Consider the following 26,494-nt stretch of genomic DNA (forward strand, 5'->3'; position numbering starts at 1 on the left):
CCGATGAAGGTCCGTCTCCTTGGAACTGCAGCAGCGGAAGGCATCCCGGCCTTTCTATCCAGCACGCGCGTTAGCGACTATGCCCGCGAGCACGGTGGAAAGGACGTTCGCACGCGCTCCGGCGCCCTTATCGACGGCTGCCTCAAGATCGACCTTCCACCCGACACGCTCCTGCATATCCACCGTGATCGCCTCGACGCGCGCGACTGGTGCGCGATGCTGATCACCCACAGCGACGATGACCACTTCGCGATCAAGGAAATCCAATACGGCCTGTATCCCTTCAGCGCAGAGAACCACCTGACCTTCGCCATCTATGCCAACGAAACGATCTGCCACATGCTCGCCTGCGAGTACCCGAACTGGCCCATCGAAGTCGTCGAGACGCACAGTTTCCAGACCTTTCAGCACGGGTCCTACACCATCACGCCGATCCGCAGCCACCACAAAGAGGACGAGGACAGCCAGAACTTCCTGATCGAAAGGGACGGAAAGGTGCTCCTCTACGGCACGGACACCGGCATCTGGCAAGAGCCGACCTGGGAGTTCCTGAAGGGTTGGAAGCTAGATGCTCTAGTGATTGAATGCACGGAAGGGCTGAACTCTACTTCCTACTGGGGCCACTTGGATGCCGACGAGACCCTCGCTGTAGTTGCCCGCTTGCGAGAAATGGGCTGCGTCACGCCGGAGACCTTTATCACAACCACTCATCACAGCCACAACGGTAACGCCACGCATGCGGAGCTCGAAGCATTCTTCAACCCGCACGGAATCAACGTGGGCTACGACGGGATGGAGTTTGAGGTTTAGCTTTCCGCCTCAAACAAGTTCGGTGAACTAGCGACCGCCTTGTTCGGCATCGCTACACCCAAATGCTTGTACGCCATCGGCGTCGCGCATCTTCCTCTCGGCGTCCTTTGAATCAGCCCTTGCTGCATCAAATAGGGCTCATAGACGTCCTCGATCGTGCCCGAATCCTCGCCGGTGCTCGCGGCAAGCGTCTCCAGCCCCACGGGTCCCCCGCTGTACTTTTCGATGATCACCGAAAGCAGCGTTCGATCAATGCGGTCAAGGCCCAGATCGTCGACCTCCAGCGCCGTCAGCGCCTTTCGCACCGTTTCGATCTGGATCGAATCGTGGCCGTCCACCTGCGCAAAATCCCGCACCCGGCGCAAGAGGCGGTTGGCGATGCGAGGCGTACCCCGCGAGCGCCGCGCGATCTCCCTGGCGCCCTGCTCCTCGATCTTGTAGCCCAGTATCCCCGCGGATCGGCACACAATCGCGAACAGCGCCTCCGCGTCATAAAACGGGAAGTGCGTGACGATGCCAAAGCGGTCGCGCAGCGGTCCCGTCAGCAGGCCCTGCCTTGTCGTCGCGCCGATGACCGTGAACCGCTGCAGATCAAGCCGGATCGAGCGCGCTGCGGGACCTTTGCCGATCATGATGTCGACCTTGAACTCCTCCATAGCGGGATAGAGCATCTCCTCGACCGTCCGGTTGAGCCGATGCACCTCGTCGATGAAGAGAACCGCGCCCTCTTCCAGGTTCGTGAGGATGCCAGCCAGGTCTCCTGGCCGCTCGAACGCGGGACCGCTGGTTACGTGGAGCGTCGCCCCCATCTCGGTGGCCACGATGTGGGCGATGGTGGTTTTGCCCAGCCCGGGAGGTCCGTAGAGCAGCAGATGGTCCAGCGGCTCGGCCCGGTCCCGGGCGGCCTTCAGAAAGATGCCCAGATTCCCCTTGATCTTCTCCTGGCCAATGAACTCGTCCAAACGTCGAGGGCGGAGCGACGTCTCCACCTGGCGATCGCCAGCAATCTGCTCGGCCACGATGTCCTCGTTTTGCCGGTTCACTTGGAGAGCCCCCTGAGAGCGACCTTAAGTTGCTCCTCGACGCTTTCCGCTTGGTCCCGAGCATCCTGGGCCGCGCTTTCGGCCTCCTGCCGCCGGTATCCAAGCATGAGCAACGCTTCGACCAGCGTGTCCTCCTTGCCGGCGCGAATAGCCGCCTTGGGCAGCATCGCCCGCTCCAGTTTGCGGTGGAGGCTCTCCTGGGCGATCTTCTCTTTGAGTTCGAGGATGATGCGGTCGGCTAGCTTCGGCCCTACGCCCGGGGCTCGAGTCAAGGTCTTGGCGTCTTGCGACAGGATCGACGCAGTTACCGTTTCTTCCCCAAGCTGCCCGATCAGGGCAAGGGCACTTTTGGGGCCGCAGCCGTTGACCTCCGTGAGGAGATCGAAAAGCCTTCGCTCATGAGCCGTCAGGAAGCCATAGAGCGTGATCGAATCCTCGCGCACCACCGTGCGAATCGTGAGATCGACGAACTCTCCCACAGGGGGAAGCTGAAAAGCTACAGACTCCGGCAGGAGCACCTCATAGCCGACACCGCCGGCATCGACAACCGCGATGGCGCCCTGAACGTCCAGCAACTCCCCTCGAAGGCGTCCGATCATGGCCCGTTATGTTACCTCGTGTCTACGTAAATGAAGTCAATAGGGAAAGCGACTTGCGAAGGGCGAAGGGCGATTGAAGTCCAGGAACCGCCTCGCCCCCTGGGGAGAGGTCGGTGAGCTCCGGCGAACCGGGTGAGGGGGTCGGCCGATGTAGCCCAGACGCCTCGCCTGGGTATCTCCGACTGAGCCTATCGATTTCTACAGCCCAAAACTTAGCTGCCGTAGCCCAGGCGTCTCGCCTGGGTTGCCTAGCCACAGACCTGAACCTCACCCGCAGAACTTCCGTGCGGCCCCTTCGGAGCACCGTCGCCCGCTAACCCACCCTCTCAGCCTCACAGTAGAACCTCTTGTACCGCCCAATGTCCTGTCTCTCCTCGACAACGTCGGCCAGAAACCGCCCCACCCAAGGCCCAAACTTGAACCCGTGCCCACTGCATGCCGACGCATAGACCGTCTTCTCACTCAGTCGCCCGAAGCGAAAATCCTCGTCGGGCGTGTTGGTGTAAAGGCAGGTGATTACGTCTGTTACCAGGGGTTCCTCCGGCTCAAGCGGGCTGCGAACCTCGCCGAACCTCCGCTCCGCGAACGCCTCGATGCCGTCCAACGTCTCTTGCGACTCGGGGCGATCCGGATCGTCCGGGTCCCACGGAATCCGCAGGTTGTGCGCCCCAAGCTTCCAAGCCGCGCGGCCCGGCTCTGAGGGAAAGCCGTAGGCGTAGCGCGGGCCCTCCTCAATCCACACCGGCCCCTCGTGCTTGCCCTTCACATAAGCCAGGGTCTGCACGGTCACGGCCACGTCCAGCTTGACAAACTTGCCGACCCACGGCCCCGCACAGAGCACCACTCGGTCAAAGGTCTTCTCCAGCTTTTCCAGAGACGTGACTTTTTGCCTCACGATCCACGCCCCCACAGCCTCCGCGAGAGCCAGCGAGGTTTGCACCGATTTGCCCGCGTTCACCCATCCGGCTTCGGGCGTGAAGATGCCGATTTCGTCCTCTGTGAGGATTAAGCCGGGCAGCTTCTGGGCGGAAGCGAGTGGGTCGAGCACTTCATGGGGAACATCGAGCGCTTTGAGAGCCTCGACCACCGCCAAAAGGCTCGGGTCCGCCTGGTTTCCAAAGTAAAGGAGCCCGCACTCATGGAGGAGCCTCAGGTCGCTGTGGGCGTCGAGCTCGGCCCACATTGGATAGGCCTCTTGCATGATCGCCGTGTAGAAGGCATCGGGATAGGCCTTGCGCACGATGCGCGATTGACCGTGGGAACTGCCCTTTGTATGGCCCGGCTCGAACTGCTCGAACACCGTGACCTCATGTCCGCGCTCGGCCAGATGCCGCGCCGCGCTGGCGCCGGCAATGCCCGCCCCGACGACTGCAACCCGCATGCCGCTCATTTGGCTATTGTGCGGCATTGGCCCGCCTGCCCCTTTCCCCCGCCCCTCATCTCCTACCTGGGCCCTCCCCTGTGGAGAGGTGGCGTTGTCATGAAGAGATGAAGGGATGAGGGGCAATGGAGGAGATGAAGAGATGGGGGAAAGGGGACCAGAGTTTTCCCGGAGTCTCACCATGCCCAGCCGAGTACACTTACCCAGATGGCGAATACCCCCGAAGGTGGACGCGAGATCCGCATCGAAGAGATCATGGAGTTCTTGCCGCATCGGTACCCGATGCTGCTGGTGGACCGAGTTTACGATGTCATCCACGGCAAGTCGTGCAAGGGCATCAAGAATGTCACGATGAACGAGCAGTTCTTCGGCGGGCACTTTCCCGGAAAGCCGGTGATGCCCGGTGTGCTGATCATCGAAGCCATGGCGCAGGCAGGCGCCGTCCTGCTCCTGACCGACCCCTCCAACGCGGGCAGAATCCCTCTCATCGGGAGCATCGACAACGTCCGTTTCTCCCGTCCTGTCGTACCTGGGGACCAACTGGTGACCGAGATCGAGCTTCAGTGGTTCAGGGCGATGATCGGATGTTTCAAAGCGACGGGGTTCGTCGACGGCCAGCAAGTTGCCACGATGGAAATGAAGTTCAAACTCACCTAGCGGGCTGGGGCTGAAGGAACCCGATGTCGAAGATTCATCCCCTGTCTTTTGTCGATCCGAAAGCGGAACTGGCTGCCGATGTGTCGGTCGGCCCGTTCTGCCACGTCGAGGCAGGTGTGGTGGTTGGCGAGGAATGCACGCTCGATTCCCATGTCACGATCAAAGGGAACACGACGATCGGCGCGCGCAACTGGTTTGGCCAGGGCGCGGTGATTGGCGGCGACCCACAAGACCGGAAGTTTCGCGGAGAGCCGACCTACCTTCGCATTGGCAACGACAACGTGTTTCGGGAGTACGTGACCATTCACCGGGCCACGGGCGAGGGAAACGAGACCGTGGTCGAAAACGACTGCTACTTGATGGCGTATGTCCACCTGGGGCACAACGACCACGTCCACAACCACGTCACGATGGCCAACTCTGTCCAGTGCAGTGGCCACGTGACGGTAGAGGAAAACGCCACGGTTGGGGGCATGGTGGGTATCCATCAGTTCGTGCGGGTGGGCAAGGTGGCGATGGTGGGCGGATTCGGCAAGATCACGCGCGATGTGCCTCCCTATACCCTGCTCGACAGCGAGCGCGAGCAGGTGGTGGATATCAACGCCGTGGGCCTTCGGCGATACGGTGTTTCACAAGAAGCGCGCTTAGCACTTCACAAATCGTGCAGACTTCTGTTTAAATCAGAGTTAGGTCTATCGAACGCACTCGCAGCAGTGCGATCGGAGGTGCCGATGACCCCTGAAGTCGAATACATGATCCAGTTCCTGGAGAGGCTCTATCGCGGAAAGAACGGCCGCGGCGACCAGATTTGAGAGTCTTTCTATCGGCTGGCGAGGCGAGCGGGGACGCCTACGCGGCGGCCCTGGTTAGGGAGATGCGCTCTCATGCGCAAGGTGCCGACTTGCGCTTCGAGGGAATCGGGGGAAGACGCTCAAAGGAAGCTGGCGTGTCCCTGGCAGCCGATTCCTCCTCATGGGGCGTGATTGGGATCGCCCAGGCTGTCAAGGTTTTTCCGCGCTGCTGGAGGGGTCTCCGCGCCGCCAAGAAGGCAATCTCCGGAGATGAGCCAGGGCTCTTCGTTCCCATCGACTTCGGGTTCTTCAACTGCAAGCTGGCGCGATATGCGAAAAGCCGCGGATGGAAGGTGCTCTACTTCATTCCGCCCGGCTCGTGGCGGCGAGACCGCCAGGGCCAGGACCTTCCCAAGATTTGCGACGAGATCGTCACACCGTTCTATTGGTCTTGCGATCTGCTAAGGAAGATGGGCGCGAAGGCGCACTGCTTCGGGCACCCGGCGCGGCAACTTGTGCGAGAGCGCGAAGAGGAGCTGATCAAGGCGGGCCAGGAGGATCGGCTCAACATCGCCGTGCTTCCGGGCAGCAGGGGGTCAGAGATCGATTTGCTCCTGCCCGTGATTGCCGAGGCGTTGAAAGATGAAATGCGCACAGCGGAATTCGCCGTGGCGCCCAATTTCTCGGCAGATTTCCTTAGGTCGAAGTGGCTCAAGCTTCGGCCGGAGCGAACAGGCGACCTTTTCACCGAAGATGACACCTATGGCGTCCTCTATCGGGCGCGAGCGGCGATCGTATGCAGCGGGACGGCAACGCTGGAGGCCGCGCTCTGCGTTTGCCCGCACATCGTGCTCTATCGGGTCAGCCCTGGAGTGGCGCTCCAGGCAAAGCTGGCGGGGCTCAAGTTCGAGTTCATTTCGCAGCCGAACATCCTGCTGGGAAAAGAGGCTGTGCCCGAGCTCATTCAGGATAACGCGACTGCCGCAAACGTGCGTGCGCATCTCGACAAGCTGCTGACCGAGGGCGAGGAGCGCAGGCAGCAGATCTGGAGCTTCATGGAGCTCGACAAATTCCTCGGCCCCACGGACGCCATCACCCACACAGCCTGCGTCGCGCTGGGGATGCTGGGCATCGGGGCCGACCGCAAGCCAGAGCAGAGCGAGGCCGTAAGAACGACGGCAAAGGCATAGCTGATCGTTGAGCATTGAGCGCCTCTCAAAGGTCTGCCCGGGAGACCCAGCGGGGCGAGACAAGGAAGCGAAGGGGGAGGCCTCGGACCCTCGGCGCGTGCGATGACAAGCCCTGACGGGGCGCGCCTCCGGCTTTTGGGATGCGCTCAAGTCGGAACGCGGACATTTGATCTGCAGACCAGCCGGCGAACATCCCGATTCGCTGTCCCAACTTGTACTCTTTTGCCGCGACAGTAGAACGGGCCCAAGCTGAGCGCAGGTTGCTCATCCACGGTTCATATCCGCAGTCGCTGGGGAAAAGTCATAGGTCCCTCCGCGCAAAGGTGGGTATAATCCTCCCTGGAGTCACCAAGGATTGGTGGAAACGGAGGTCGGAGCAGGGATGCTCCCTCCTTTTTTGTTTTTTTGGGGTCCTCAGGTCGCGGGTTTGGGGGCAAATTGGGGTCGTTTTCCCCGTCCACCGTCCTCACGCCTGTCCCAAGGCCGCACGTGCCAGCGCCAATGGGCCTGGGCAAGAGTTCATTGCTTGCGTCGCGGACTGAAGCCCGCCCTCCCTGAAAAGGCGGGGTAAATCCCGCCCTCCATCCGCATACCACTAGCCGTCGGCCGCCTCCCCGTCTTTCCGACTCATCTCCACCTCCTCTGCTCGCACGTCCCCCGCCCGAAGCAAGAAGGCCATCCACCCATCGCGAGCGCCAACACCGTATTCCTCCGTACCTTCCGTGACTGGATAGGCGGAATCTCATCCCCTGTGAGCCTCCCCCGGTTCACGCTGGATGCTCGATCCCCGAAGGCCCCTCGCACTCCATTCTGTCTCTCGCTGCCCACTTTCATCGTGGCCCGCGATCTCACGCTGCAACCCCTGACGGATGCCTGAGGTTTTGGTCCGAGCTCCCCGATAAACCTACTGGGATTGAGTCCGTGGAGCCTAATGTATGTATGAACTGTACTGGGGCTTGCAAGAGCCGCCGTTCAATTTGACGCCCGATCCGCGCTTTCTCTACATGAGCCAAGGCCATGAAGACGCGCTGATGATGTTGCACTACGCCATCTTGCGAAACAAGGGCGCAGCGCAGCTCACCGGCGATATCGGCCTTGGCAAAACCACGATCAGTCGAAAGCTCCTCGACCTCCTCGACCCCCTGCGATTCCGCGTTGTGCTCATCGTCAATCCTATCTTGACGCCGACTCAAATCCTCCAAGAAACGCTTCACCAGCTTGGCCACGAGACTTCCTCCCGAAACCGGCAGATCTTGGTTCAGGAGCTTCATGACGTCTTGATCCAGCACTACGAGCGAGGGCAGCAAGTCGTGCTCATGATCGACGAGGCGCACCTGGTCCGCAACACCCAGACCCTTGAAGAACTCCGGCTGCTTCTGAACTGCCAACTCAACGATCAGTTTCTCATCACGCTGCTCCTTTTGGGACAGCTTGAAATGAAGGCAAAGCTCCAAAAAGTACCAGCGTTCCAACAGCGCATGGCCATCAGATGCAATCTCACGCCTATGGATGTGCAGGAGACGGGGGAACTGGTGCTCTTCAGGCTCCGGACCGCGGGATACGGCGGCGAGGCCAACCTCTTTTCGCCAGACGCGATCTATGAGATCCATCAGGCCTCGCAGGGCACGCCCCGCGTGATCTGCCAACTCGCCGACAACGCACTCATGGTCGGCATGGCCCGAAAGTCCAAGATCGTCGACGGCTTCCTGATGCACGACGTCATCAACGAGTACTTCGGAAAGGAGGAAGCCGCTTGAATCTGGCCGACGCCATCCGAGGAGCAGCGAGTTTTCGCGCTGCATTGAACCACGAGGAAACCATGAATCTCGACCCCACGAACGCGCCGACAGAAGCTACGCCAGTGGAATCAACGGACGTCCCTCAGGCCTTCGCGCCAAAGCTGGATGCCGCGGATACCGCGGCCTCGCCGACTGCCTTAGCGCAAGGCATGGGCGTGGGCCATCTCGTTCGGTTGGAGCTCTATCTCTCGCCCGAACAGATGAAGGGCCTGTTCTCAGCTGTCGTCGGATCGCAGCACACCGTGCTCACCACTCGCGAGGCCTCCGCCCTGCTGAGGGTGAACCCGCAGTCGCTGGAAAAGATGGCCGCCGAGGGGACCGTGCCGGCGGTTTCGATCGACGGCAGATGGCGCTTTTCCAAATCCGCAATCGAGGAATGGCTTTCACTCCAGAGCATGAACATGGGAGGCAAGCGAAATGTCGCTTAATCTGTTCCGACGCAAACCCACGGTCGGCATCGACATCGGGCAGTTTGCCATTCGCGTGGCCGAGGTCGCCCCAACCTCGACGGGATGGGAGCTGCAGCGCTACGGTTGGGTCGAGACACCCAAGGACACCGTGCGCGATGGCGTCGTATTGGACCCTCAATCGGTCGGGCTCGCGATCAAGCGGGCGGTGCGCGAGAGCCATGTCCAATCCAGCGCTGCGTCACTCGCGGTAGGGGGCGGATCGGTCATCGTGCGCGCCGTGAACATGCCGCAGATGTCGGAAGCCACCTTGCGCAAGTCCATCCGTTTTGAGGCCGGCCGTTATGTGCCGACTTCCATCGAAGACAGCTTTATCGAATTCGAGATTCTGGGCGATTCCGCGGACGGCCAGATGCGCGTGCTGATGGTCGCGGCGCCCAAGGACATCGTCAACAGCCGGGTGCAAGCCTGCGAATTCGCGGGCCTCGAGCCCGAGTCGGTCGACGTCGAGGTCTTCGCAGCTTACCGCGCGCTCATCGAAGCCAGAGCCCAATATCAGGAGGCTGACAAGACGCTGGTGCTTGTGGACGTCGGCTTCTCCAAGACCAACCTGGCGGTGGTACGGCACGGCGAGTTCGCCATGACGCGGTCGCTCCCCCACGGAGGCAACCTGCTGTCCGAAGCCCTCATGAAGTACTTCAAGCTCTCGGTAGAAGAGGCCGAGGAGGGCAAATCCCAGCTTGATCTTTCGGTCCTGGCGAAGGACCATGGCCCTCAAGAGAACCCGCCCTTAAGGGTGGTTCAGCCGCACGTCGACGATCTGATCCGCGAAATCCGCCGTTCGCTCAACTACTTCCAGTCGCAGCTTGCGGAAGAGGAGGGCTCGAAGAACGTGGACATGATCGTGCTGACTGGCGGCGGCTCCAAGTTGGCGGGCCTCGCGGAATACGCCTCCAGCAAGCTGAAGGTCCCTACCGAGGCTGCGGGTGTGCTCGGCGTCGCCGGCGTTGGCGAGAACGTGGTTTTGACCGGAGCGGGCAACGAGGCGGCGGTCGCCGTCGGGCTTGCGATGCGTTCGTACTCGTCGGTTTCGGCCAAAGCCGCATAAGGAAAGGAAGACAGAAATGCCTCTCATCAACCTAATCGAAGAGCAGCGACAGGAAGCCAAGCGCCTTGAATCCAAGGTCAGGATGGCGTTCCTCACCTTTGTCGGGGCGGCCGGGCTGTCTGCAGTAGGGTTCGGATTCATGCTCTTTAAGGCGGAATCGGCTGCAGGCGACGTCGCCAAGCTCAAGGCAGACGCGCTGAAGCTCAAGCCCTTGACCAGCGAGATCAAAGAGAACCAGAAGGTCCTGGCGGAGCTGACGCCGCGCCTCAAGACGTTGGAGGACGCACAGGCCATCAGCGCTCGATGGGACCGGATCCTGGCCCACCTTGCACGCAACACCCCGTCGCCACTGTGGCTGACCGATATGCGCGCGAGCTTCAACGACCCGACAAAGCCCGTTCAAACGAACTTCATCGGACTCTCGGACGGCCTTGAGCCGGTGGGCGAGTTCATCATGCGCCTTCAAGCTTGCGCAGACCTGGAGAACGTGAACCTCAAGTTCGCCCAGGAGAAGGTCGTGTCGGATGGCAAGGGCATCGAGTTCGCCATTGACGCGGCCGTGGCGGGGACGGCAGAAGAGAAGCCCAAGAAGGCCAAGAAGGAGGAAGGTTCCGCGTGAAAAAGAAAACTCCGAAACCCACGATTTGGCTTGTACTGACGGCCCTGGTGGCCTTTGTCGGCGCGGGCGGCATGTACATGCAGTACAGCTCCCTCACCGCCGCACAAGTCGAGCGGGACAAGCTCAAGAAGGAAGTCAAGCGGCCGTATCAAGTTCAAGAGGAACTGGACGAGACCAAGAGGCAGGTTGAAGAGGGTCAGAAGCAACTTGAGCATCTTGAGAAGTCGGTGCCGGCGTTTGCCTACGTTCCAACGCTTCTTAAGGAGTTGGAGTCGTTTGGCCGCGCCCACGGCCTTGAAGTCTTCGGCGTTCGCCCGATTCCCAAGCAAGAGAGCGCCAAAGACAAGAAGGCCGGCAAGCAGAAGAAGCAGCCCTACGTGGAGCTCGTGATCGAGGTCAAGGGCCGCGGCACGTTCAAGGCCGCGTCGGAGTTCGTGACGGCTCTGCAAACCTTCCCGAAGATCGTTGCGGCGCGTGCCGTCAGCCTGAAACCTAAGAACGAGCCGGGCCTGAACTCGGACGTGCTGGACATGACGATCGAGCTCAAAACGTACCTGTTCCGCCCCTCGAAAGACGAGCTTTCGGCGCTCGCCGATGAGTTCAAGAAGTCATCGTCTCAGGGCGCGGGGGCCGAGATTCAGGAGCCCCATCCGTCCGTAGCCAACGGGCGCGCGCCGCTTGAGGCGAAGCAAGGAGCGAATCCGAATGGACGCTAACAAGAAAAAGACGATGGTGCTCGGAGCCCTTGGCGTGGCTCTGCTCGCGGTCGGCGCTTTCCAATTCGTGGGGAGTGGCGAGCCCGCGAAGAAGGACAGAGCCGACAAGAAGCAGTCAACAGCGGCGGCGCTCTATGAGGATGGCGACGCCACCGCAAAGCTGAAGAACTTGGTGGCCAACAACCAGATTTCCGAGGACAATCCGGCAAGCCTGGTCTACAACATCCCGCTTAACCAGCGCGATCCCTTTGCCAGGTCGGGCTCCATGCCGCCCGTTCAGCAAGGGAATCCGCCCGCCCAGCCAGAACCGGCAAAATCGACGACTCCAAAGCCTCCGATCTTGGGTGGCAACCCGCCTCTCGGCGGTTCGATGCCGCCGTTTCCGGTTCCTGGTGCAGGCCAAGCCGGACTTCCTGGCGCGGATGGCGTGGGCGTTCGCCCCGGCGATCCGCTGCGCCAGCCTGATGAATTCGCCTTTACGGCGGTTGGCCTCATTGAGGGGACCCATCCCGCCGTGGTCTTCGCCGATGGCTCGGGAAACCAGAAGCTGGTTCCCGTCGGAGGCGAGATCGGCCCAGACTCGACCCTGGCCAAGATTTCAAAGAACAAGGTGTACGTGAAACATCACAAGAAGATGTTGACCTTTATCGTTGGAGGAACCCCCAATGCTCAATAAGCCTAAAATCCTAATTGCGGGTGCTTTGGCGCTTGTCCTGTCGGCTTCCGCCGCCGCACAGGGCTTGCTCGAAGCCGTAAAGCCCGCGTTCGCCAATGGCGGCCATTCGCTGACAGTCAGCGGCGACGGGCTCAGCGAGCCGAAGGTGGCATCCACCAACGGCGGCAAGACCTGGAAGTTCACCTTCTCTGGAAAGCTGAAAGGCAAAGCCGGCTATACGCGAACCCGCGAAGCCGGACTTCGCTACTTCACCTACGGCTGGCAGAACGCCAAGCCGCCCTCGGTCTTCGTGTGCCTCTACTTCACGGCTGCCGAGGAACCCAAGGCCACCGAGACGGCCGACGGCTGGACGATCAGTTGGGGAGACGAGAGCGCCGATTGGATCGGCCAAGCGGCATCCTCGACCCAGAAGGCCGCCGCAACGGCTGCGGTCGAGCAATCGCCCGATCCGACGCCCGCCGCAAAGGGCCCGAAGATCACCATCGACGTGAGTTCAAAAGCACCGGCTGCAAAGCCGATGAAGACGATCAAGCCCATGGGAACGCCCGCGAACCGCACGGTCTCCTTCCCGGAGTCGGTTCCGCCGCTGGACTTCTCCAAGCGCGTGATTCCCGGCGAGGCTGGAATCGCCCCGGCGCCTAAGCCCGCCGACCCCATGCAGTTCAAGGTCAACCTGACCTTTGTCGCCACGGATGTCGTGCAAATCCTGCGCGCCTTGGCCCAGCAGGCCGAGGTCAACATCGTCACTTCCCCCGAAGTGGCCGGCAAGATCACGGTCGCGCTGAACCAGGTGACGGTGCAGAGCGCGCTCGACCTTGTTTCGGCGATGGCGAACCTCCGCTATGCGCGAATGGGCAATGCGTTCATCGTTACGTCGAGCTCCAAGTTTGCCTCGGCGATGCAGCAGATCAAGGGTGGCGCGGACACTCCCAGCGAGTCCCGTGTAATCAACTTGATGAGCGGTGAGGGCAACCAGATCAAGCTTTCGGTGCTGAAGGCGATCCCACAGGAGACCATGTCGGGCCACTATGACCTGGTTCTTCCCAGCGAAAAGGTCGCCATCTCCCAGACCCAGAACCAGGCCTCCTCCGAGGTCGGCGCCGCCGGCGACGACAAGGCCAAGGGTGGACAAGGCGGAAGTCTGCCCACGGGGCAAGGCACGCAAGGCGCAGCGAGCACCGCGCTTCAAACCGTTTCGAACGACAACGGAAACGGTCCGACCCAGGCCAATAAGGACCCGTATCTGGTGCTTGTTGGCACTCCGGACCGGCTCACCGAAGTGGAGACCATGGTGCGCGACCTCGACGCGAAGATCCTTCGCGCCGCGCGCCTCGGCGTGTCCGCCAACATCGGTACCCGCGTCGTCCCGATCTACAGCATGCAGACGTTCCGCATCCGCGAAGCCGTGAAGGCGCTCGTGGACCGGGACCCCAGCAAAGACTCCTACAACATCACCGAGACCCAGGTCACCCCGGTACCCGGCATGGCGGCTTTCCAAAGCATGCTCATGATCTCCGGTCCTATCGAAGCCCTGGACCTCGTGGCCGAGTTCGCTCGATCGTTCGACAGAGCGATCTGCGAAGGCAACGACATCATGTATCCCGAGAGCCAGCAAGACGCTCGCCAGAGCGTCGAAGTGGTCGAGCTCAAGTTCGTCGAGCCGTTTGAGGTGGCCTATGAGTGCCAGCAGCGCGTGCACGGGCTCCGTGCCTCGCTCCTGCCTGGACCCGTGGACCCGCTGATGTCCGGCGGCACGTTCCATCGCAAAAAGGACCCTGAACTCTGGGAGCGCAATGAAGCCAAGGGCTCGCGTGTCTTTGGAGACGGCGGCGTATCGGCCAGCAGCACGGTCAGCAAGTCGGGCGGTTCCGGTGGCGGCGAAGGCGGCTCCGGAGGTTCCGGTGGATCGGGCGGAACCAAGTCGGGCGGCTCCGGAAACATCACGAGCGGCCAGCAGGGCGCTTCGATGGCCGGGCGCGAAATGGGCTACGAGCCGATGAAGATCATGCTTCACGGAACGTCTCAACAGATCGCGGCTGCCAAGAAGCTCATCGAGATGATGGACCTGCCGCCCAAGGTGGTTGCCATCGAGATGCGCGTCATGTCGCTCACCAAGGAAGAAGCGCTTCGCATGGGCCTCGACTGGAGCCTGCTCACGGGCGGCACGGTGAAGACCCTGCGCTTCAACAACGGCACGGGCGACACGGCGGCAAGCCCCGGCAACATCAGCGGGACGCTGGGATGGGCCGGAGGAGGCTCCTCCGACGTGCTCGGCACGCTCGACAAGCTCGCGGGCACCAACAAGATGCTCGCACGGCCGAACCTGCTCGCCCTTCACGGCAAGCCGACGAGCCTCTTCATCGGCGACCGCATCCAGTACATCAAGACGATCCAAGCCTCACAGAACGGTACGACGATCACGGTCGGCGAGCTCAATGTGGGCGTGGAGTTCAACGTGGTGGCGCGGGTCGGCGCGGGTGGAAACCTGATGCTCGACCTGAACCCGAGCCTTTCAATTCTGAAGGGCTTCACTCCGGTGCCCGGCGGTGGAAACTTGCCCCAGACCACGGAGCGCTACTCGCAGAGCCAGGTCGTCATGAAGAGCGGCGAGACCCTTGCCATCGGCGGTCTGATCCAGGATGAGGATCGGAAGTCGGTCGGCGGTGTGCCGATCTTGAGCCAGATCCCGCTGATCGGCCAACTGTTCAGCAGGACTGACAACAAGCGGACCCGTTCAGAGGTGGTGTTCTTCTTGACGGCGAAAGAGGTCGATTACAACGAGCGTGCAAACGCCGCGAATCCGACCAGCATTAAGCCTGATCTGAAGTAGACCGGCGTAACGTCGGCATGATAGTCGAAGCAGAGAGGCCGCCGGCGCCAATAGCGCCGGCGGCCTCTCTTGCTGTCCGATCCCCTGGTTCGTTGTTGAGGGCTTCTGGCCGGGGGGGGCCTAAAGACGTTCTTCGCACCTGGATCGAACCCAAACGGCCTTGATCGATGAATCGGAACTACCTAAACGTGAAGACAGCCAATATGAGCGAAACCAGCGCGAAGACGGTTGCTACCTTGCCGGCGGCCTGGAGTTTTGGAAGAGCAGACGGCCCTTGTGTTCTTACCAAGCGCTGTAGGCGGTGGATGATGGCGACCGTAACTGTTAGGCACACAACGGCACCTAATTTGTACCAAAACGTCGAAGGGAGCATTGTGAAGCCTTGCCACTTTGTGAACACGAGGGCGATGCCTGTGACCCAAAGAACGCCGAGGCCGGCAGTACCGACTGTAGACATCATTGGCGGGAACTTGCCCAGGATGGCTCTGTCCATTGCTTCGACACGTGACATCAAGACACTCATTACGATGTTGGCTATGGAGACGGCGTACCCCATTGCCATTCCGATGAAGTGCATGACGACCAGAATCTTGATCACTACGTCCAAGTTGTCTCCCTCCCTGCGGTGACCGGATGCCCGATTCCTCGCTGGATGAAGAGCATAGTGGATCACCCTTCGCGACGGCAACCCAGACCGCTGAAAGTAGGTCTTTGTGCCCCAATGCTCTCGTATGGTGGCGACTCGCAGGCCTGGCGCCGCAGGTCTTTGCAGAGAAATGAGAATGGAGAACCCGGGCTCTGAACTCGTGTTCTCTAAACCCATCGTTCGGACCACGACTGTGAATCGATTGCCCGTTCAGGAGCTACCATCCCCCTTATCCGTGGCTTGGTCACTTTGCCCGAACTGGCATCACGACCCCCATCCTGAAGTCGTATTGCCACGGCACCTTGTCCGGGTCTCCCGCCGCGGGGTCGGCTCCGCACAGCCCCTTCCAAAGCTCGGAGGTCGTGACCTCACATTCCCGGATATCGGCCAAATCGCAATCCTGCTCGAAGTAGGCTCGGACCGCCGCCAAATCACCCTTTTGAAGGGCCAGCATCGCGGTTGCCAGGCGCGCACGCGGCCTCGCAAGCGCCTCTGGGCTCAGCTTGCCAAGGAACGCCTCGAGCAGTAGCAGTGAACGGGCGCCCAAGAACAGCCAGAGGATTTCGTCCATCAGCTTTGGCTCCTCGCCAAGCAGTTCGAACGCGGTCTCGTAGCGTTTGGAAGCGCTCGGCGCATCGCCCTCTAGGACATCGAGTACCGCAAGATTTCGAACTGCCCAGCCGTTAGGCTGCGCCGCGTAGCTTCGATCCCACGCAGCGCGGGCGGCAACTCGGTCACCCAACTGAAAGTGCACAACCCCCAATTGGAGCCATGCCCAGGCATCTTTGGGATCCCGGCGCACGGCGGTCTGCAGCACGGGTCGCCACTCGGGCCCGACGAAATCGCCTGGCGGTGTGCTCACGTCCCAGTCTGTGCTTGGGGCGCCGTCCAGGGCGCGCAAGAACGGCACCTGGCGCTCGTCCACGCCGGAATCCGGAAAAGGCGTCTCCGGGCCGCTGGTGGGTGGCTCACCGTCCAGTTGGCGCCGAGCGTTCTCCAAAGCCCCCCAACCCGAGCCACCGAAAAGAATTTCTGTCGGTGCAATCCGCGAAGCTTTCCTAAGCTTTTGCTCCGCGTCTTTGAAGGCACTCTCTGGAAACCTCTCTTCGATGAGGGCATCTACTGCCCCAACCGCTTGAGACCACGGCTCGCGGGCCATGCCGGCCATGGGGCCATACACCTCCAGCCAGCTCCAGTCCGTGTAGGCCGGCATCGGAACATACTCCGCCTGGCGCTTGCCCAGCCCGCCCTGGATTTCGATGTAGGGGTGAAGAGCGCTTCCCCCTTCCCCCTCACCCGGTTCGCTTCGCTTACCGACCTCCCCCACGAGGGGGGAGGTGGAGGGCGAAAGCCAATCCTGCCATCTCCTGCCACCAGACCCCATGCCCCAGACCCACTGCTTCCTGCCTTTGAGTAGCGGTGAGGACAGGTGGAGCACGCCGTGGCCGTTCGGCTCCACCTGCGCCACCCAAGGCCGGCGGCCTTCCGGCACGTCGAAGTAGGTGTCCCTGGGCTTAGGCCGCCTGGTCGGATAGGTCAGGTCCGGCTCGTCGGCCAGGTTCTTGACCTCGTAACCGTGCCGCCCGTCGTGATAAGGCTCGAACGCCTCGTCCGCGCTCGCAAGCACACGGGCCTCCTCGATCTCGGGGGGCGCGATGCACGTCCACCAGTACATCGGCTGCGTCTTGGCGTGCGGATTCTGAATTCGCGGCATCACGTGCAGGAAGTCCGAACCCTTGGGGAGCCACACGTCGACCTGCCAGACGATCCCCCTCAGGCGCTCGTATTCCCAGAAACGGATCCCGTCGCCGCCGTCGGGGGCGACCGTCTTGCCCGCAAAAACGGGTTCGCAGGTGAACACGCAGTGCCCGAAGATCCCCATATTCCACTCCATACCGCCCGAGAACCAAGCGCCGCGAATGCCGATGTTCACGGGCTGAAACACGGGATTCACATAGAGCAGCTCGCGGCCCGAGGGCTTGTGGTTGAGAGACCAAAGCCGCCCCCCGAGACCCAGCAAGAACGTCGCCTTGAGCCTATCGCTTTCAAGCACGGCCACAGGGTGTTTCCTGGGTGCGAGGGTTCGGCCGTAGCCGTCCTGCAGCCGATAGGGGAGGACGGTGTCCATCCAGACCTCCTGGCCCTCGAAGTGCGCCATGAGAGGAAAGTCGAGCTGAAGAGGGGGATGCGGGTTTTCGGGTCCCAGGTCGGCGCTGGGGAACTCCCATTCGGTTAGGGTGAGCTTCGCCACGTCTAGGGAGTATGCCGGTCTAGACGACTGAGAAGGGAGGGGGTGGGGACATAGCCACTTGGTTTGGTTCACCTCCCCCCGCCGGGGGGAGGCTGTGAGCGAAGCGAACAGGGTGAGGGGCAAGGACCACGAACATCTATCTAACCGGCAATGAAGGGGTGGGGTGGGTAAGAAGGTGAGCCGGTGAGTCGGTGAGGGCGGCGAGGAGTGAGCCGGTAAGAATCGTGATTGCGGCTGAGCCCGCCTCGGTCAGTCGCTTTGCCTGAGGCGCCTTCTAAAAGGCCCCAAAAAGGGCAGCAGAAGGCATAGCCCAAACAGCGGCGGGGACCAGCGAGCAAGTGGAAACAGGTCCGCTTTCGCAGGGATCTTCAGCTCGGCGTGAAGCGGCACCCTCTTCCCGAGCGGCGCTTCTGAGAGCACCCGCCCCCGTTGATCGACCGCTAACGTGTATCCAAGGCACGCCGACCGGACCAGGGGCAATCCGCACTCGATAGCCCGCCACGTCGCCGCATCCTTGAGCTGATCGGGCGCGGCGGTGCCCATGTACCAATCGTCGATGGACATCTGCGCCAAGAGCTGAGCGCCTTGGGCTGCGTGAGTCTGGGCGATGTCACTGAACAGGCCCTCGAAGCAAAGCAGCGCCCCCACTTTGATCCCTGCAACCTCGATCGTTTTGACCTGATCGCCGGGTGTCAGGTCGCCACCCGGAAGCTGAAAGGCGTCGGCGATCGGCAGCAGGCCGCGCAACGGGACGTACTCGCCGAACACCACCAGCCTGGTCTTGTCGGCATACTGCCAGGTGCCGTCATAGGCGAACGCCGATTGATAGGTAGGGTCCTTGCCGCGCCTGCCGCCGAGCAGCACCGCAGGGCGATCGCCAAGCTTGAACCGCTTTGGGGGAGGCCAGGTGCCGTTGGTTTCCATCAGCCCCTCGGGAAGCACCAAGAGCGTGGCCTTCTGCATGGAAGCGGCGAGGTAGAGAGCGTCGACGGCCTGAGAAGCGCCCAACTCCCGTTCGCTGGGTGTGCCGAACGCCATATCGACCCCGAGCTGGCCGACGGTAACGGTTGTGAGCGTCCCTTCAAAGGGCGCGCCGTACCGGACGATGCTGGTTGCCAGCAGGACGATCCACGCCATCAGGTGCGCGCGGAGCCCCACGAACGGCTGGCCCACCAGGAATCGCGCGATCAGGACGTTGGCCATCGCGACCCAGGCCGAGGCGCCGTAGATCGAGCCGAACCAGGCCAATTGGCAGAGCACCGGGAACGGAGTCAACGGCGTGGCCAAAAGCCCCCATGGAAACGCCACCGTCGGAAGGAAGCTCCGCAGGACTTCTACGCCCGCCCAGAGCAGCGGGATCATCCAGGGCGCCTCGAGCTCCCAAGCCTTGGCGGCGAGCCAGGCAAAAAGCGCGAAGTAGCAGGCCAGGAAGAGCGAGGCCAGAACCAACGGGATCAGGCCCATCAGCCAATTGCCAACCCAGTGCGCCACCAGATCCTGCAGCCAGAGCATCTGCCCGAGCCCGAACAACACCCCAAAGCAATATCCCGACTTGAGCGCTTGCCGGCCGTCCAAGCCCTTCAGGCTTGCGAGCCAAGGAGCCAGCCCCACGAAAGCAAGTAGCCCTAGCCTTAAAGGAGGGAACGCCAACTGGAATAGCGCCGCGCTGAGGAGGATGGGAGCGGCTTTTGTCAGAGATTCCTTCAGCCGCATGACCGGGTTATACCGCAGGGTCCCAGAACCTCTTGAAGGCGTGGTCCGTTGAGGGTCTGGAAGTGTCCGGGCGGGTCAGACTTCCCAGGGCCGGATTTCACCTTGCTCCACGCCATCCTCGCTGAGCTTCAGGCCGCCGATCCGCAGAACTTGCACGGGGGTCGGCGGAACGGCGGTCGTGCGCGCCAAAGCGACGCCGCGCCCAAAGTCGATCTCGTCTAGCACTCCGTAGCCGAAATCCTCGCCGCCGCTTCTGGCAAAGCTGCACAGCAGCCCCTTGTACTGCTCGGGACGGACGACTTGAAACTTCGAAGTGTGGGTGCTGTCCAGGGCGCGGGACACTTCGAGGTCCTCGAACTCTCCGTCGGAAACGACGAGAAGCGTTGCGCCGCAGCACTCGGCGTGGAGTGCGGCCTCGATTCCCGCGGCCTTTCGCTCTGCTTCGCCGAGCGCTCGGCCTGACCCGAGCCGCGCACCCTCGATGGCCAGGTTCCTGAGTGGGACCTCGTGGGAGGCGCACTGCTCCAGGAGCTTCAGCCATTGTGCCCTCCTCTGGGCGGTCTCTACGACCGTCGGAAACGCGGCAGGAAGCTCGACCTCCTCTGGCCCCACCGGCCAATCGCAAAGGTCCACCTGCGCCTGCGAAGACAGGAGGATTTGCGCGGGGCCGAGTACCTCGGCGAGGGCTCCAGTGAGCTGCCGCATCAAGGGTCCGGGCCTATAGGCAAAAAGCTGAACGATGGGGTCTTGCTGCGCCAGCCGCACCATGGAGACCGTCGCCGCGACCAGCATGTGCGGCGCGCGGAGTGGCGAAAGCGAGCCATAGAACCGCCAAGCCGTCAACTGGTCCCCTCTCCAAAGCCCGATTCGGCCCGCGGGCCCCAGCATCGAGTCCATCGGATCCGCGATGACCAGGTCTCGGCCCTTTCGGTTGTGGCGCAGCCAGTCGCGCCAGGAGGTTCCTGGGCTCCCCACCAGCAGCGTTCCGGCCATTGGGCAAGTATAGTGCCTCATCGGTCCCGCCAAGCAGGAATTGGGGCGGGGGGTCCAGAACGAAAGCTCAGGATGTCCTCCTCTGAAGCCGACCTGGAGCCGACGGGCGTTGACGACGCCTCTTCGGAGATGGGCTTTAGCGATGGGTTCACCTGGCGCACGTTCGTCGGCGCGCTGTTTATCGCCTGCTTCATGATCCCGGGCGGGATCTACCTGGGGCTCGTCGCCGGATACGGCATCGGCGAGGCCGCCGAATGGGTCACGATCGTGCTCTTTGCGGAGGTCGCTCGGCGCAGCTTCCGCCCGCTTAGGCGGCAAGAGATCTACATCCTCTTCTACATGGCGAGCGCCCTGACGACGGTGGTGAACCAGACCCGCGGGCTCTACGGCGGGCCGTTCAGCTCCCTGATCTGGAACGCCTATTTCGTGCAATCGGAGTCGGCGCAGTCGTTCGTGAAGCAGGTACCCAGTTGGGCGGTGCCCCAGCCGGAGCACGTCGCCGTTGCTCAGCGCGAGCTTTGGCATCCTGCCTGGTGGACCCCCATCGTTCTGCTCGCCGCCACCGAGCTTTGTGGGCGCCTGAGCTGGATGTCTATGGGCTACGCGCTCTTTCGGCTCACCAGCGATGTCGAGCGGTTGCCGTTCCCTTACGCGCCCGTAGCGGCATCCGGCGCGACGGCCCTCGCCGAAGCAGGCACCGAGAGCTGGCGCTGGCGCATCTTCTCGACCGGGTCGGTGGTCGGCCTGCTGTTTGGGGCGGTCTATGTTGCGCTTCCCGTGATCTCGGACGTGCTCATCGGACACTCGGTGGTCGTTCTTCCGATCCCCTTCGCCGACTACACGATCCCCATCGAGAACCTGCTTCCGGCGGCCATCGTTGGGCTCAGTTTCAGCCTGGGCAACGTGCTGATGGGCTTTGTGCTGCCCTTCCAGATCGTGCTCGGGGCGACCGTCGCGAGCGTGCTGGCGATGGTGGTGATGAACCCCATCCTCTATCATGCCGGGATGCTGCCCAGCTATCGGCTTGGCTCGAACGCCTTCGTGACCAAGGTCGCAACCGATATGGACTTTTGGCTGTCGGTGGGCATCGGTGTGAACATCGCGGTGGCGATCCTGGGCATCGCGCTGGTGGCAAAGGCGATCGCGCAGGCACGTAGGTTTCGGGAGGAGCGGCGCTACAGCCTTACGCCACCGGATGGCAGGGGCGATTTGCCGATCTGGATCGCCATGCTGGTTTGGTTCGGCTCGACGATGGGCCTGGTGGTGCTCTGCCGCTGGCTCATCCCTACGTTTCCCTCGTGGATTCTCATTGTGTTCGGCCTGCTCTGGAGCCCCCTGAACAGCTACGTGTCGGCGCGGATGCACGGCCTCACGGGGCGCGGCGTCGGGTTTCCCTACCTCAAAGAGGCCTCTATCGTCGCCAGCGGCTATCCCAAAGCGGACGTGTGGTACGCGCCCGTCCCGCTCTATGACCACGGTTGGGCCGCACAACGCTTTCGCGAGGTGGAACTCACGGGGACAAGGTTCACGAGCATCTGGAAGGCGGAAGCCCTGATGTTTCCGCTGATTCTGGTGGCAAGCTTTGGCTTCTGGGCCTTCTTTTGGAAGGCCAATCCTGTACCCTCGGCCTCATTCCCCTATGCTCAGGCGTTTTGGCCGCTGGAAGCAAAGATGCAGGCCGTGATCCAGCAGATCAACCTCCCCAAAGCGCCAGGCGAGCACAACTGGTTCCTGGCGGCGATCAAGCCCGGGCTCATCGCAGGCGGGGCGGCGGGCGGCCTGGCGCTGTATGGCGTGCTTTCGCTCTTCAAGGTGCCGATGCTCTTCTTCTATGGGTTTGCCGGGGGGCTCGGGCTCTTTCCGGCCAACACGCTTCCCCAACTGGCGGGCGCGTGGTTCGGCAGGAAGTACATGGCGCGCAAGTTTGGCGAAGAGGCCTGGATGCGCTATGCTCCGGTGCTGCTCGCCGGGTTCTCTTGTGGGACCGGGCTCTCGGCGATGGCGGGCATTTCGGTGGCGCTGGTGGCGAAATCGGTGGTCCAGACACCTTATTAGGAGCCTGCCGGCCGTCCCGTTGAGCCGGCCGAGCACCTTCTCACAAGCCCCTAGCCTTCAAACCTGTCCATGGCGATCTCGTTGGCGCGGCGGTTGCGCTGAATCAGCTCCAGGCCGTCCTGGGCCGCAGCCTGCTCAGCCTCCTTCTTGGAGCGGCCCGTTCCTTCGCCCAGGACCTCGTCGTCGAACAGCACCTGCACCGTGAATTGCTTCTCGTGGGAGGTCCCGGCCTCTCGCGCCACCCGGTAAACCGGGGTTCGTCGCCAGATCGCCTGAGCGACCTCTTGCAGCTTCGACTTGTAATCGTTCGGGCTCACGTCGCCCGAGCTGATTTGCATGAGGTACGGATGGAGCTGCTCCAGGATGTACCACCGGGCCACCTGCAGGCCCGACTCCAGATAGATCGCGCCGATGATCGCCTCGAAGATGTCGGCGAGGATCGACGGCCTCATGCGCCCCCCGGTGCCTTCCTCGCTCGGGCTCAGGCGGACGTAATGGTCCAGCCCCAGCTTGAGCGCCGCCTCCGCCAGCGGGCCCTCCTGAACGACGCTGGACTTGGCCTTGCTCAGCATGCCCTGGTCCCAGTCGGGATGGTGCTCATAGAGGTATTCGGCGATCACCAGGCCGAGCACCGAGTCGCCAAAGAACTCTAGACGCTCATAGCTCTCGCGGACCGGTTCGGGCGCGGCGGAGCGGTGCGTCGTCGCCAGTTCGAACGCCGCCAGGTCGCGCAAGGGGATTTCCTTCGGGATCATCTCTCCATCTGGGTTAGGGCCTCGCCGATCCGGCAAACGCCCTTTTCAATGTCCTCTCGGCTCGCCGCATAGCTGAGCCGCAGGTGGCCGGGCCCGTTGAACACGGAGCCAGGAACCGTGGCGACGTGGGCCACTTCGAGCAGGTAGTTGGCAAGCTCCATGTCGGTCGGGACCTTGCCGCCGAGGTGTGCCGAGAAATCTGCGAACACATAGAACGCGCCGTGGGGCTTTTCAACGTGGACGCCGGGGAGCTGCCGGAGCAGGCCAGTGATCAGTTCTCGCCTGGCCCGGAACTCTTCGCGCATGGCCGCCACCTCGTGATCGGGGAGCGAGAGCGCGGTCACAGCGCCCTTCTGGGCGAAGGACGTGGGGTTACTGGTCACCTGATCTTGAATATTCGACATTGCCTTAGCAACACGGAGCGGAGCGGCGGCGTAGCCGATGCGCCAGCCCGTCATCGCGAAGGTCTTGCTGCAGCCGTTGATGGTGATCGTGCGGTCCGCCGCCTCGGATGAAAGCGACCCGGGGCTGACGTGCTCTCCCTCATAAATCAGCTTCTCGTAGATCTCGTCGGAGACCACCCACAGGTTGTTGGCGATCGCCATGTCCATCAGAGCCTCGATGGTCTTGCCAGGAATCACGCTGCCGGTCGGGTTGTTCGGGCTGTTCACCATGAGGACCTTGGTCTTTGGCGTGACCGCAGCCTTTACCTGGTCCAAATCCGGCTGAAACTGATCCCTTTCTTTGGTCGGCAGAAGCACTGCCTTGCCGCCGCAAAGGCCCACCTGGTCGGCATAGGTCATCCAGAAAGGAGTGAGGATCAGCACTTCGTCGCCGGGGTCGACCAAGGCCGTGAGGGCGTTATAGACGCTGTGCTTTGCCCCGCAGCTCACGACCACCTGCTCGGCTTTCACGGAGATCCCGTTGTCTCGGGCCAGTTTGGCGACGACGGCTTCCTTTAGCTCGGGGATACCGCTCGTCGTGGTGTAGCGCGTGAATCCCGCTTCGATGGCTTCAATCGCCGATCTGCGAATGGACTCGGGAGTTTTGAAATCGGGCTCGCCGGCGGATAGTCCCACGACGTCGATGCCTTGGGCCTGCATCGAGCGTGCTTTGGCGGAGACGGCAAGAGTTGGCGAGGGGCCAAGGCGGGCCGCACGGGCTGAAAGCGGCGGAGGGTTCACTGGGCCGAGTATACCGACGGCTTCCCTAATGTGCCACAAGCTTGGCGCATCGAAGCCGCAGGCCAAAGGCGATCGCGCAGCCAGGTCAGATGCGAAACCGCTCCATTTTGCGGCGCATTTCCTCAACGAGGTCCGCGTCTACGAAGATCCCCTCGTCGCGGTACTCGACCAAGTGCACCCTTCCATAGTCGTAGCAGGCCTGAACGAGCGCCGACTCGCCATAGGGAACCAACGCCTGGACCCTCTCCAGCAGCGATTTCAGCTTCTTGACCATCAGCGCCAGAAAGTCCTCGATGCCCTCGCCGGTTTGCGCGCTGATCGCCACCGAATCGGGCATTTCCGCGACCAGCGAGCGAATGTCGGCGGGTTCGACGCCGGCCCTCACATCGTCGGAGACGCGATCTCCCGGATGGCCCCGCAACGCCGATTCTATGGGTCGTGCCGGCCGCAACAGGTCCATCTTATTGAAGACCGTGATCATCGGCTTATCCTGGGCCCCAAGCTCTCCCAGGGTCGCCATCACGGCGTCGCGCTGAAGCTCCCAGTTCGGGTGGGAAACGTCCGCGACATGGACGATGAGGTCGGCCGTGGTGACCTCTTCGAGCGTGGCCCGAAACGCCGCGACCAGGTTGTGGGGCAAGTTGCGGATGAAGCCGACCGTGTCCGTCAGAAACAGGCTGTAGCCCTCGGGCAGATCGATCTTGCGGGTGGTGGGATCGAGCGTGGCGAACGGCATGGCGTCGGCGAGGAGCTGCGTGCCGGCAAGCCGATTCATGAGCGTGGATTTTCCCGCGCTGGTATAGCCCACGATCGTGGCGAACGGGAACGGGTGCTTGCGGCGGCCGATGCGCTGCAGTTCGCGTTGGCGCCGGACGTCCTCCAAATCCTGCTTCAGTCGGGCGATGCGCTCGCGGACCAGCCTTCGGTCCGATTCCAGCTTCTGCTCACCGGGGCCCCGCTGCCCGATGCCCCCCTTCTGGCGCTCGAACTTGGTGTAGAGCGTCATCAGCTTTGGCAGGAGGTACGTGAGCTGCGCCAACTCCACTTGAAGCTGTCCCTCCTTGGTGCGCGCTCTCCGGGCAAAGATGTCGAGGATGAGTTGAGTCCTGTCAATTACCCGACAACTAATTCCGTCGGTGAGGTTGCGCGTCTGGACGGCGTTGAGTTCAGCGTCCACGATCGCCACGTCCGCATGAGTCTCGCGGACCACTGCTGCGAGCTCGCCGACCTTGCCCTTGCCGATGTAGGTGGAGGAATGGGGCCGGTCAAGGCGCTGGCGAATCTCACCGGACACCTCGACTCCCGCTGCCTCGGCAAGACCTTCAAGCTCGGCCTCGACGAATGCGTCTTCCGCCTCATCCTCATTGACGAAAACGAGCGCGGCTTTCTCCGTTTTTCGCGCGACCGGGACCACCCCGGAGGATCTGGGCATGGTTCAGTCTACAGCCTCAGCGCTCCTTGTCGGGTAGGCCCTTCAGCACGTACCCCTCGGCGAGGTCCGTGAGTTCGCGGCAGATGTTCGTCACCGCCTCCTCAAAGATACAGCGGCCCTTCTCGGCGGTGGCAAGGGTGGCATAGCCCAGGGAGCCCTCTTCGGTCATCTCGTCGAAGTGATGGATGAGCCCACGGATCGGCGGATCTGAGGTGAGGCCATCGTCGCGCAGCTTGTCCTTGCGGACGAGCTCGGGACGAAGGTGGAGGATAAGGGATGCCTCTGCCTCGCAAGCATGGCGCATCTCCTTAAGCGGGCCCTCCAGGCGGTTCATGGTCTCCTGCCCGACATAAGCGAAGTAGCCGCTGTGTCCGAAGGTCAGCTCCGGATGCAGCGCCTTGAGCTTTCGCAGAGCCACGCCGTTCGGCTCGGTGTTGCCGCCGTGGCCGTTGAGCACAAAGAACTTGGTGAACCCGTGAGGGATCAGCGATTCTGCCACGCTGAGGAGGGCTTGCTCATACGCCTCGAAGCTGCCACTCAAAGTTCCTGGAAACTTTAAGTGATGCCCCGATGCGCCCAGCCAAAGCGTGGGGGTCAGGAGCACTTTATCCCCGATCTGGCGTTCGACGGCCTCGCCGACAGCGGTCACAATGAGCGAATCGGTCCACAGCGGCAGATGCCGTCCGTGCTGCTCCAGGGAACCGGTGGGAATGAGAACCACAACGGACCGATCAAGCGTTCCGACCTCCGGCCAGGTCATTTCGGCAAGCTTCATGGCGCTAGTTTGGCAGGAAGCGCCATGCCATTGACGCCACCCGATCACCCATCAGCGGTCGCGA

General features: G+C 62.3%; 23 protein-coding genes. 12 read left to right on the forward strand and 11 right to left on the reverse strand.

All coding sequences use genetic code 11. The features are described from left to right. Positions 1–3 precede the first annotated feature (3 nt). A complete protein-coding gene (locus HZC36_10030; GenBank protein MBI5707312.1) occupies positions 4–810 on the forward strand; it encodes a hypothetical protein in 807 nt (268 codons plus the stop codon). Here the strand turns inward: HZC36_10030 and ruvB are convergent. From ruvB to HZC36_10045, 3 genes are all read right to left on the reverse strand, one after another. Further along, the gene (gene ruvB, locus HZC36_10035; protein MBI5707313.1) at positions 807–1,853 is read right to left on the reverse strand and encodes a Holliday junction branch migration DNA helicase RuvB; all 1,047 of its coding nucleotides are present in this window, start codon (positions 1,851–1,853) and stop codon (positions 807–809) included. The genes HZC36_10030 and ruvB overlap by 4 nt on opposite strands. After that, positions 1,850–2,452, reverse strand: coding sequence for a Holliday junction branch migration protein RuvA (gene ruvA, locus HZC36_10040; protein ID MBI5707314.1), 603 nt, complete (start codon positions 2,450–2,452; stop codon positions 1,850–1,852). The genes ruvB and ruvA overlap by 4 nt, the downstream gene beginning before the upstream one ends. Before the next feature lie 313 nt (positions 2,453–2,765). Further along, positions 2,766–4,106, reverse strand: coding sequence for an FAD-dependent oxidoreductase (locus tag HZC36_10045; GenBank protein MBI5707315.1), 1,341 nt, complete (start codon positions 4,104–4,106; stop codon positions 2,766–2,768). On the opposite strand from HZC36_10045, the gene fabZ reads away from it, so the two are divergent. The 10 genes from fabZ (at position 4,041) to HZC36_10095 (ending at position 14,626) form a co-directional block, all read left to right on the forward strand. Continuing rightward, positions 4,041–4,490, forward strand: a complete 450-nt coding sequence (fabZ, locus tag HZC36_10050) for a 3-hydroxyacyl-ACP dehydratase FabZ (protein ID MBI5707316.1) — start codon at positions 4,041–4,043, stop codon at positions 4,488–4,490. The genes HZC36_10045 and fabZ overlap by 66 nt on opposite strands. 23 nt (positions 4,491–4,513) lie before the next feature. After that, on the forward strand, positions 4,514–5,302 hold the full coding sequence (gene lpxA / locus HZC36_10055) for an acyl-ACP--UDP-N-acetylglucosamine O-acyltransferase (protein ID MBI5707317.1): 789 nt from the start codon (positions 4,514–4,516) through the stop codon (positions 5,300–5,302). Then, a complete protein-coding gene (locus tag HZC36_10060) occupies positions 5,299–6,471 on the forward strand; it encodes a hypothetical protein (protein ID MBI5707318.1) in 1,173 nt (390 codons plus the stop codon). Before lpxA ends, HZC36_10060 begins: the two co-directional genes overlap by 4 nt. Positions 6,472–7,406: 935 nt before the next feature. After that, the gene (locus tag HZC36_10065) at positions 7,407–8,228 is read left to right on the forward strand and encodes an AAA family ATPase (protein ID MBI5707319.1); all 822 of its coding nucleotides are present in this window, start codon (positions 7,407–7,409) and stop codon (positions 8,226–8,228) included. Continuing rightward, complete coding sequence (locus tag HZC36_10070; GenBank protein MBI5707320.1) at positions 8,225–8,698, forward strand: helix-turn-helix domain-containing protein; 474 nt, start codon at positions 8,225–8,227, stop codon at positions 8,696–8,698. The genes HZC36_10065 and HZC36_10070 overlap by 4 nt, the downstream gene beginning before the upstream one ends. Next, positions 8,688–9,785, forward strand: a complete 1,098-nt coding sequence (gene pilM / locus HZC36_10075; GenBank protein ID MBI5707321.1) for a type IV pilus assembly protein PilM — start codon at positions 8,688–8,690, stop codon at positions 9,783–9,785. Before HZC36_10070 ends, pilM begins: the two co-directional genes overlap by 11 nt. 16 nt (positions 9,786–9,801) lie before the next feature. Continuing rightward, positions 9,802–10,404 (forward strand): hypothetical protein, encoded by a 603-nt coding sequence (locus HZC36_10080; GenBank protein ID MBI5707322.1) that lies wholly within the window; start codon positions 9,802–9,804, stop codon positions 10,402–10,404. After that, a complete protein-coding gene (gene pilO / locus HZC36_10085) occupies positions 10,401–11,120 on the forward strand; it encodes a type 4a pilus biogenesis protein PilO (GenBank protein ID MBI5707323.1) in 720 nt (239 codons plus the stop codon). Before HZC36_10080 ends, pilO begins: the two co-directional genes overlap by 4 nt. Continuing rightward, positions 11,110–11,796: a hypothetical protein gene (locus HZC36_10090; GenBank protein ID MBI5707324.1), complete on the forward strand. Its 687-nt coding sequence runs from the start codon at positions 11,110–11,112 to the stop codon at positions 11,794–11,796. Before pilO ends, HZC36_10090 begins: the two co-directional genes overlap by 11 nt. Next, the gene (locus HZC36_10095; protein MBI5707325.1) at positions 11,786–14,626 is read left to right on the forward strand and encodes a hypothetical protein; all 2,841 of its coding nucleotides are present in this window, start codon (positions 11,786–11,788) and stop codon (positions 14,624–14,626) included. The genes HZC36_10090 and HZC36_10095 overlap by 11 nt, the downstream gene beginning before the upstream one ends. A 178-nt stretch (positions 14,627–14,804) precedes the next feature. On the opposite strand, the gene HZC36_10100 is transcribed toward HZC36_10095, so the two are convergent. From HZC36_10100 to HZC36_10115, 4 genes are all read right to left on the reverse strand, one after another. Continuing rightward, positions 14,805–15,233: a hypothetical protein gene (locus tag HZC36_10100; GenBank protein MBI5707326.1), complete on the reverse strand. Its 429-nt coding sequence runs from the start codon at positions 15,231–15,233 to the stop codon at positions 14,805–14,807. Between the two features lie 283 nt (positions 15,234–15,516). Beyond that, positions 15,517–17,523 carry a DUF5107 domain-containing protein gene (locus HZC36_10105; GenBank protein MBI5707327.1) on the reverse strand — a complete coding sequence of 669 codons (2,007 nt, stop codon included), beginning with the start codon at positions 17,521–17,523 and terminating at the stop codon, positions 15,517–15,519. 249 nt (positions 17,524–17,772) lie between these two features. After that, a complete protein-coding gene (gene lnt, locus HZC36_10110) occupies positions 17,773–19,236 on the reverse strand; it encodes an apolipoprotein N-acyltransferase (GenBank protein ID MBI5707328.1) in 1,464 nt (487 codons plus the stop codon). 75 nt (positions 19,237–19,311) lie between these two features. Beyond that, a complete protein-coding gene (locus tag HZC36_10115; protein ID MBI5707329.1) occupies positions 19,312–20,229 on the reverse strand; it encodes a hypothetical protein in 918 nt (305 codons plus the stop codon). Between the two features lie 72 nt (positions 20,230–20,301). Between HZC36_10115 and HZC36_10120 the strand changes: the two genes are divergently transcribed. Next, on the forward strand, positions 20,302–22,284 hold the full coding sequence (locus HZC36_10120; protein ID MBI5707330.1) for a peptide transporter: 1,983 nt from the start codon (positions 20,302–20,304) through the stop codon (positions 22,282–22,284). Positions 22,285–22,334: 50 nt separating this feature from the next. Here the strand turns inward: HZC36_10120 and rnc are convergent, their stop codons facing one another. From rnc to HZC36_10140, 4 genes are all read right to left on the reverse strand, one after another. Continuing rightward, positions 22,335–23,039, reverse strand: a complete 705-nt coding sequence (rnc, locus tag HZC36_10125; GenBank protein MBI5707331.1) for a ribonuclease III — start codon at positions 23,037–23,039, stop codon at positions 22,335–22,337. Then, positions 23,036–24,142, reverse strand: a complete 1,107-nt coding sequence (locus HZC36_10130) for a pyridoxal phosphate-dependent aminotransferase (GenBank protein ID MBI5707332.1) — start codon at positions 24,140–24,142, stop codon at positions 23,036–23,038. Before HZC36_10130 ends, rnc begins: the two co-directional genes overlap by 4 nt. Before the next feature lie 166 nt (positions 24,143–24,308). Continuing rightward, the gene (gene hflX, locus HZC36_10135; GenBank protein ID MBI5707333.1) at positions 24,309–25,655 is read right to left on the reverse strand and encodes a GTPase HflX; all 1,347 of its coding nucleotides are present in this window, start codon (positions 25,653–25,655) and stop codon (positions 24,309–24,311) included. Positions 25,656–25,671: 16 nt separating this feature from the next. After that, positions 25,672–26,430 carry a creatininase family protein gene (locus HZC36_10140; protein ID MBI5707334.1) on the reverse strand — a complete coding sequence of 253 codons (759 nt, stop codon included), beginning with the start codon at positions 26,428–26,430 and terminating at the stop codon, positions 25,672–25,674. Positions 26,431–26,494 lie beyond the last annotated feature (64 nt).

The organism is Armatimonadota bacterium (assembly GCA_016223145.1).
In the GTDB taxonomy this organism is placed as follows: Bacteria; Armatimonadota; Fimbriimonadia; order Fimbriimonadales; family Fimbriimonadaceae; genus Nitrosymbiomonas.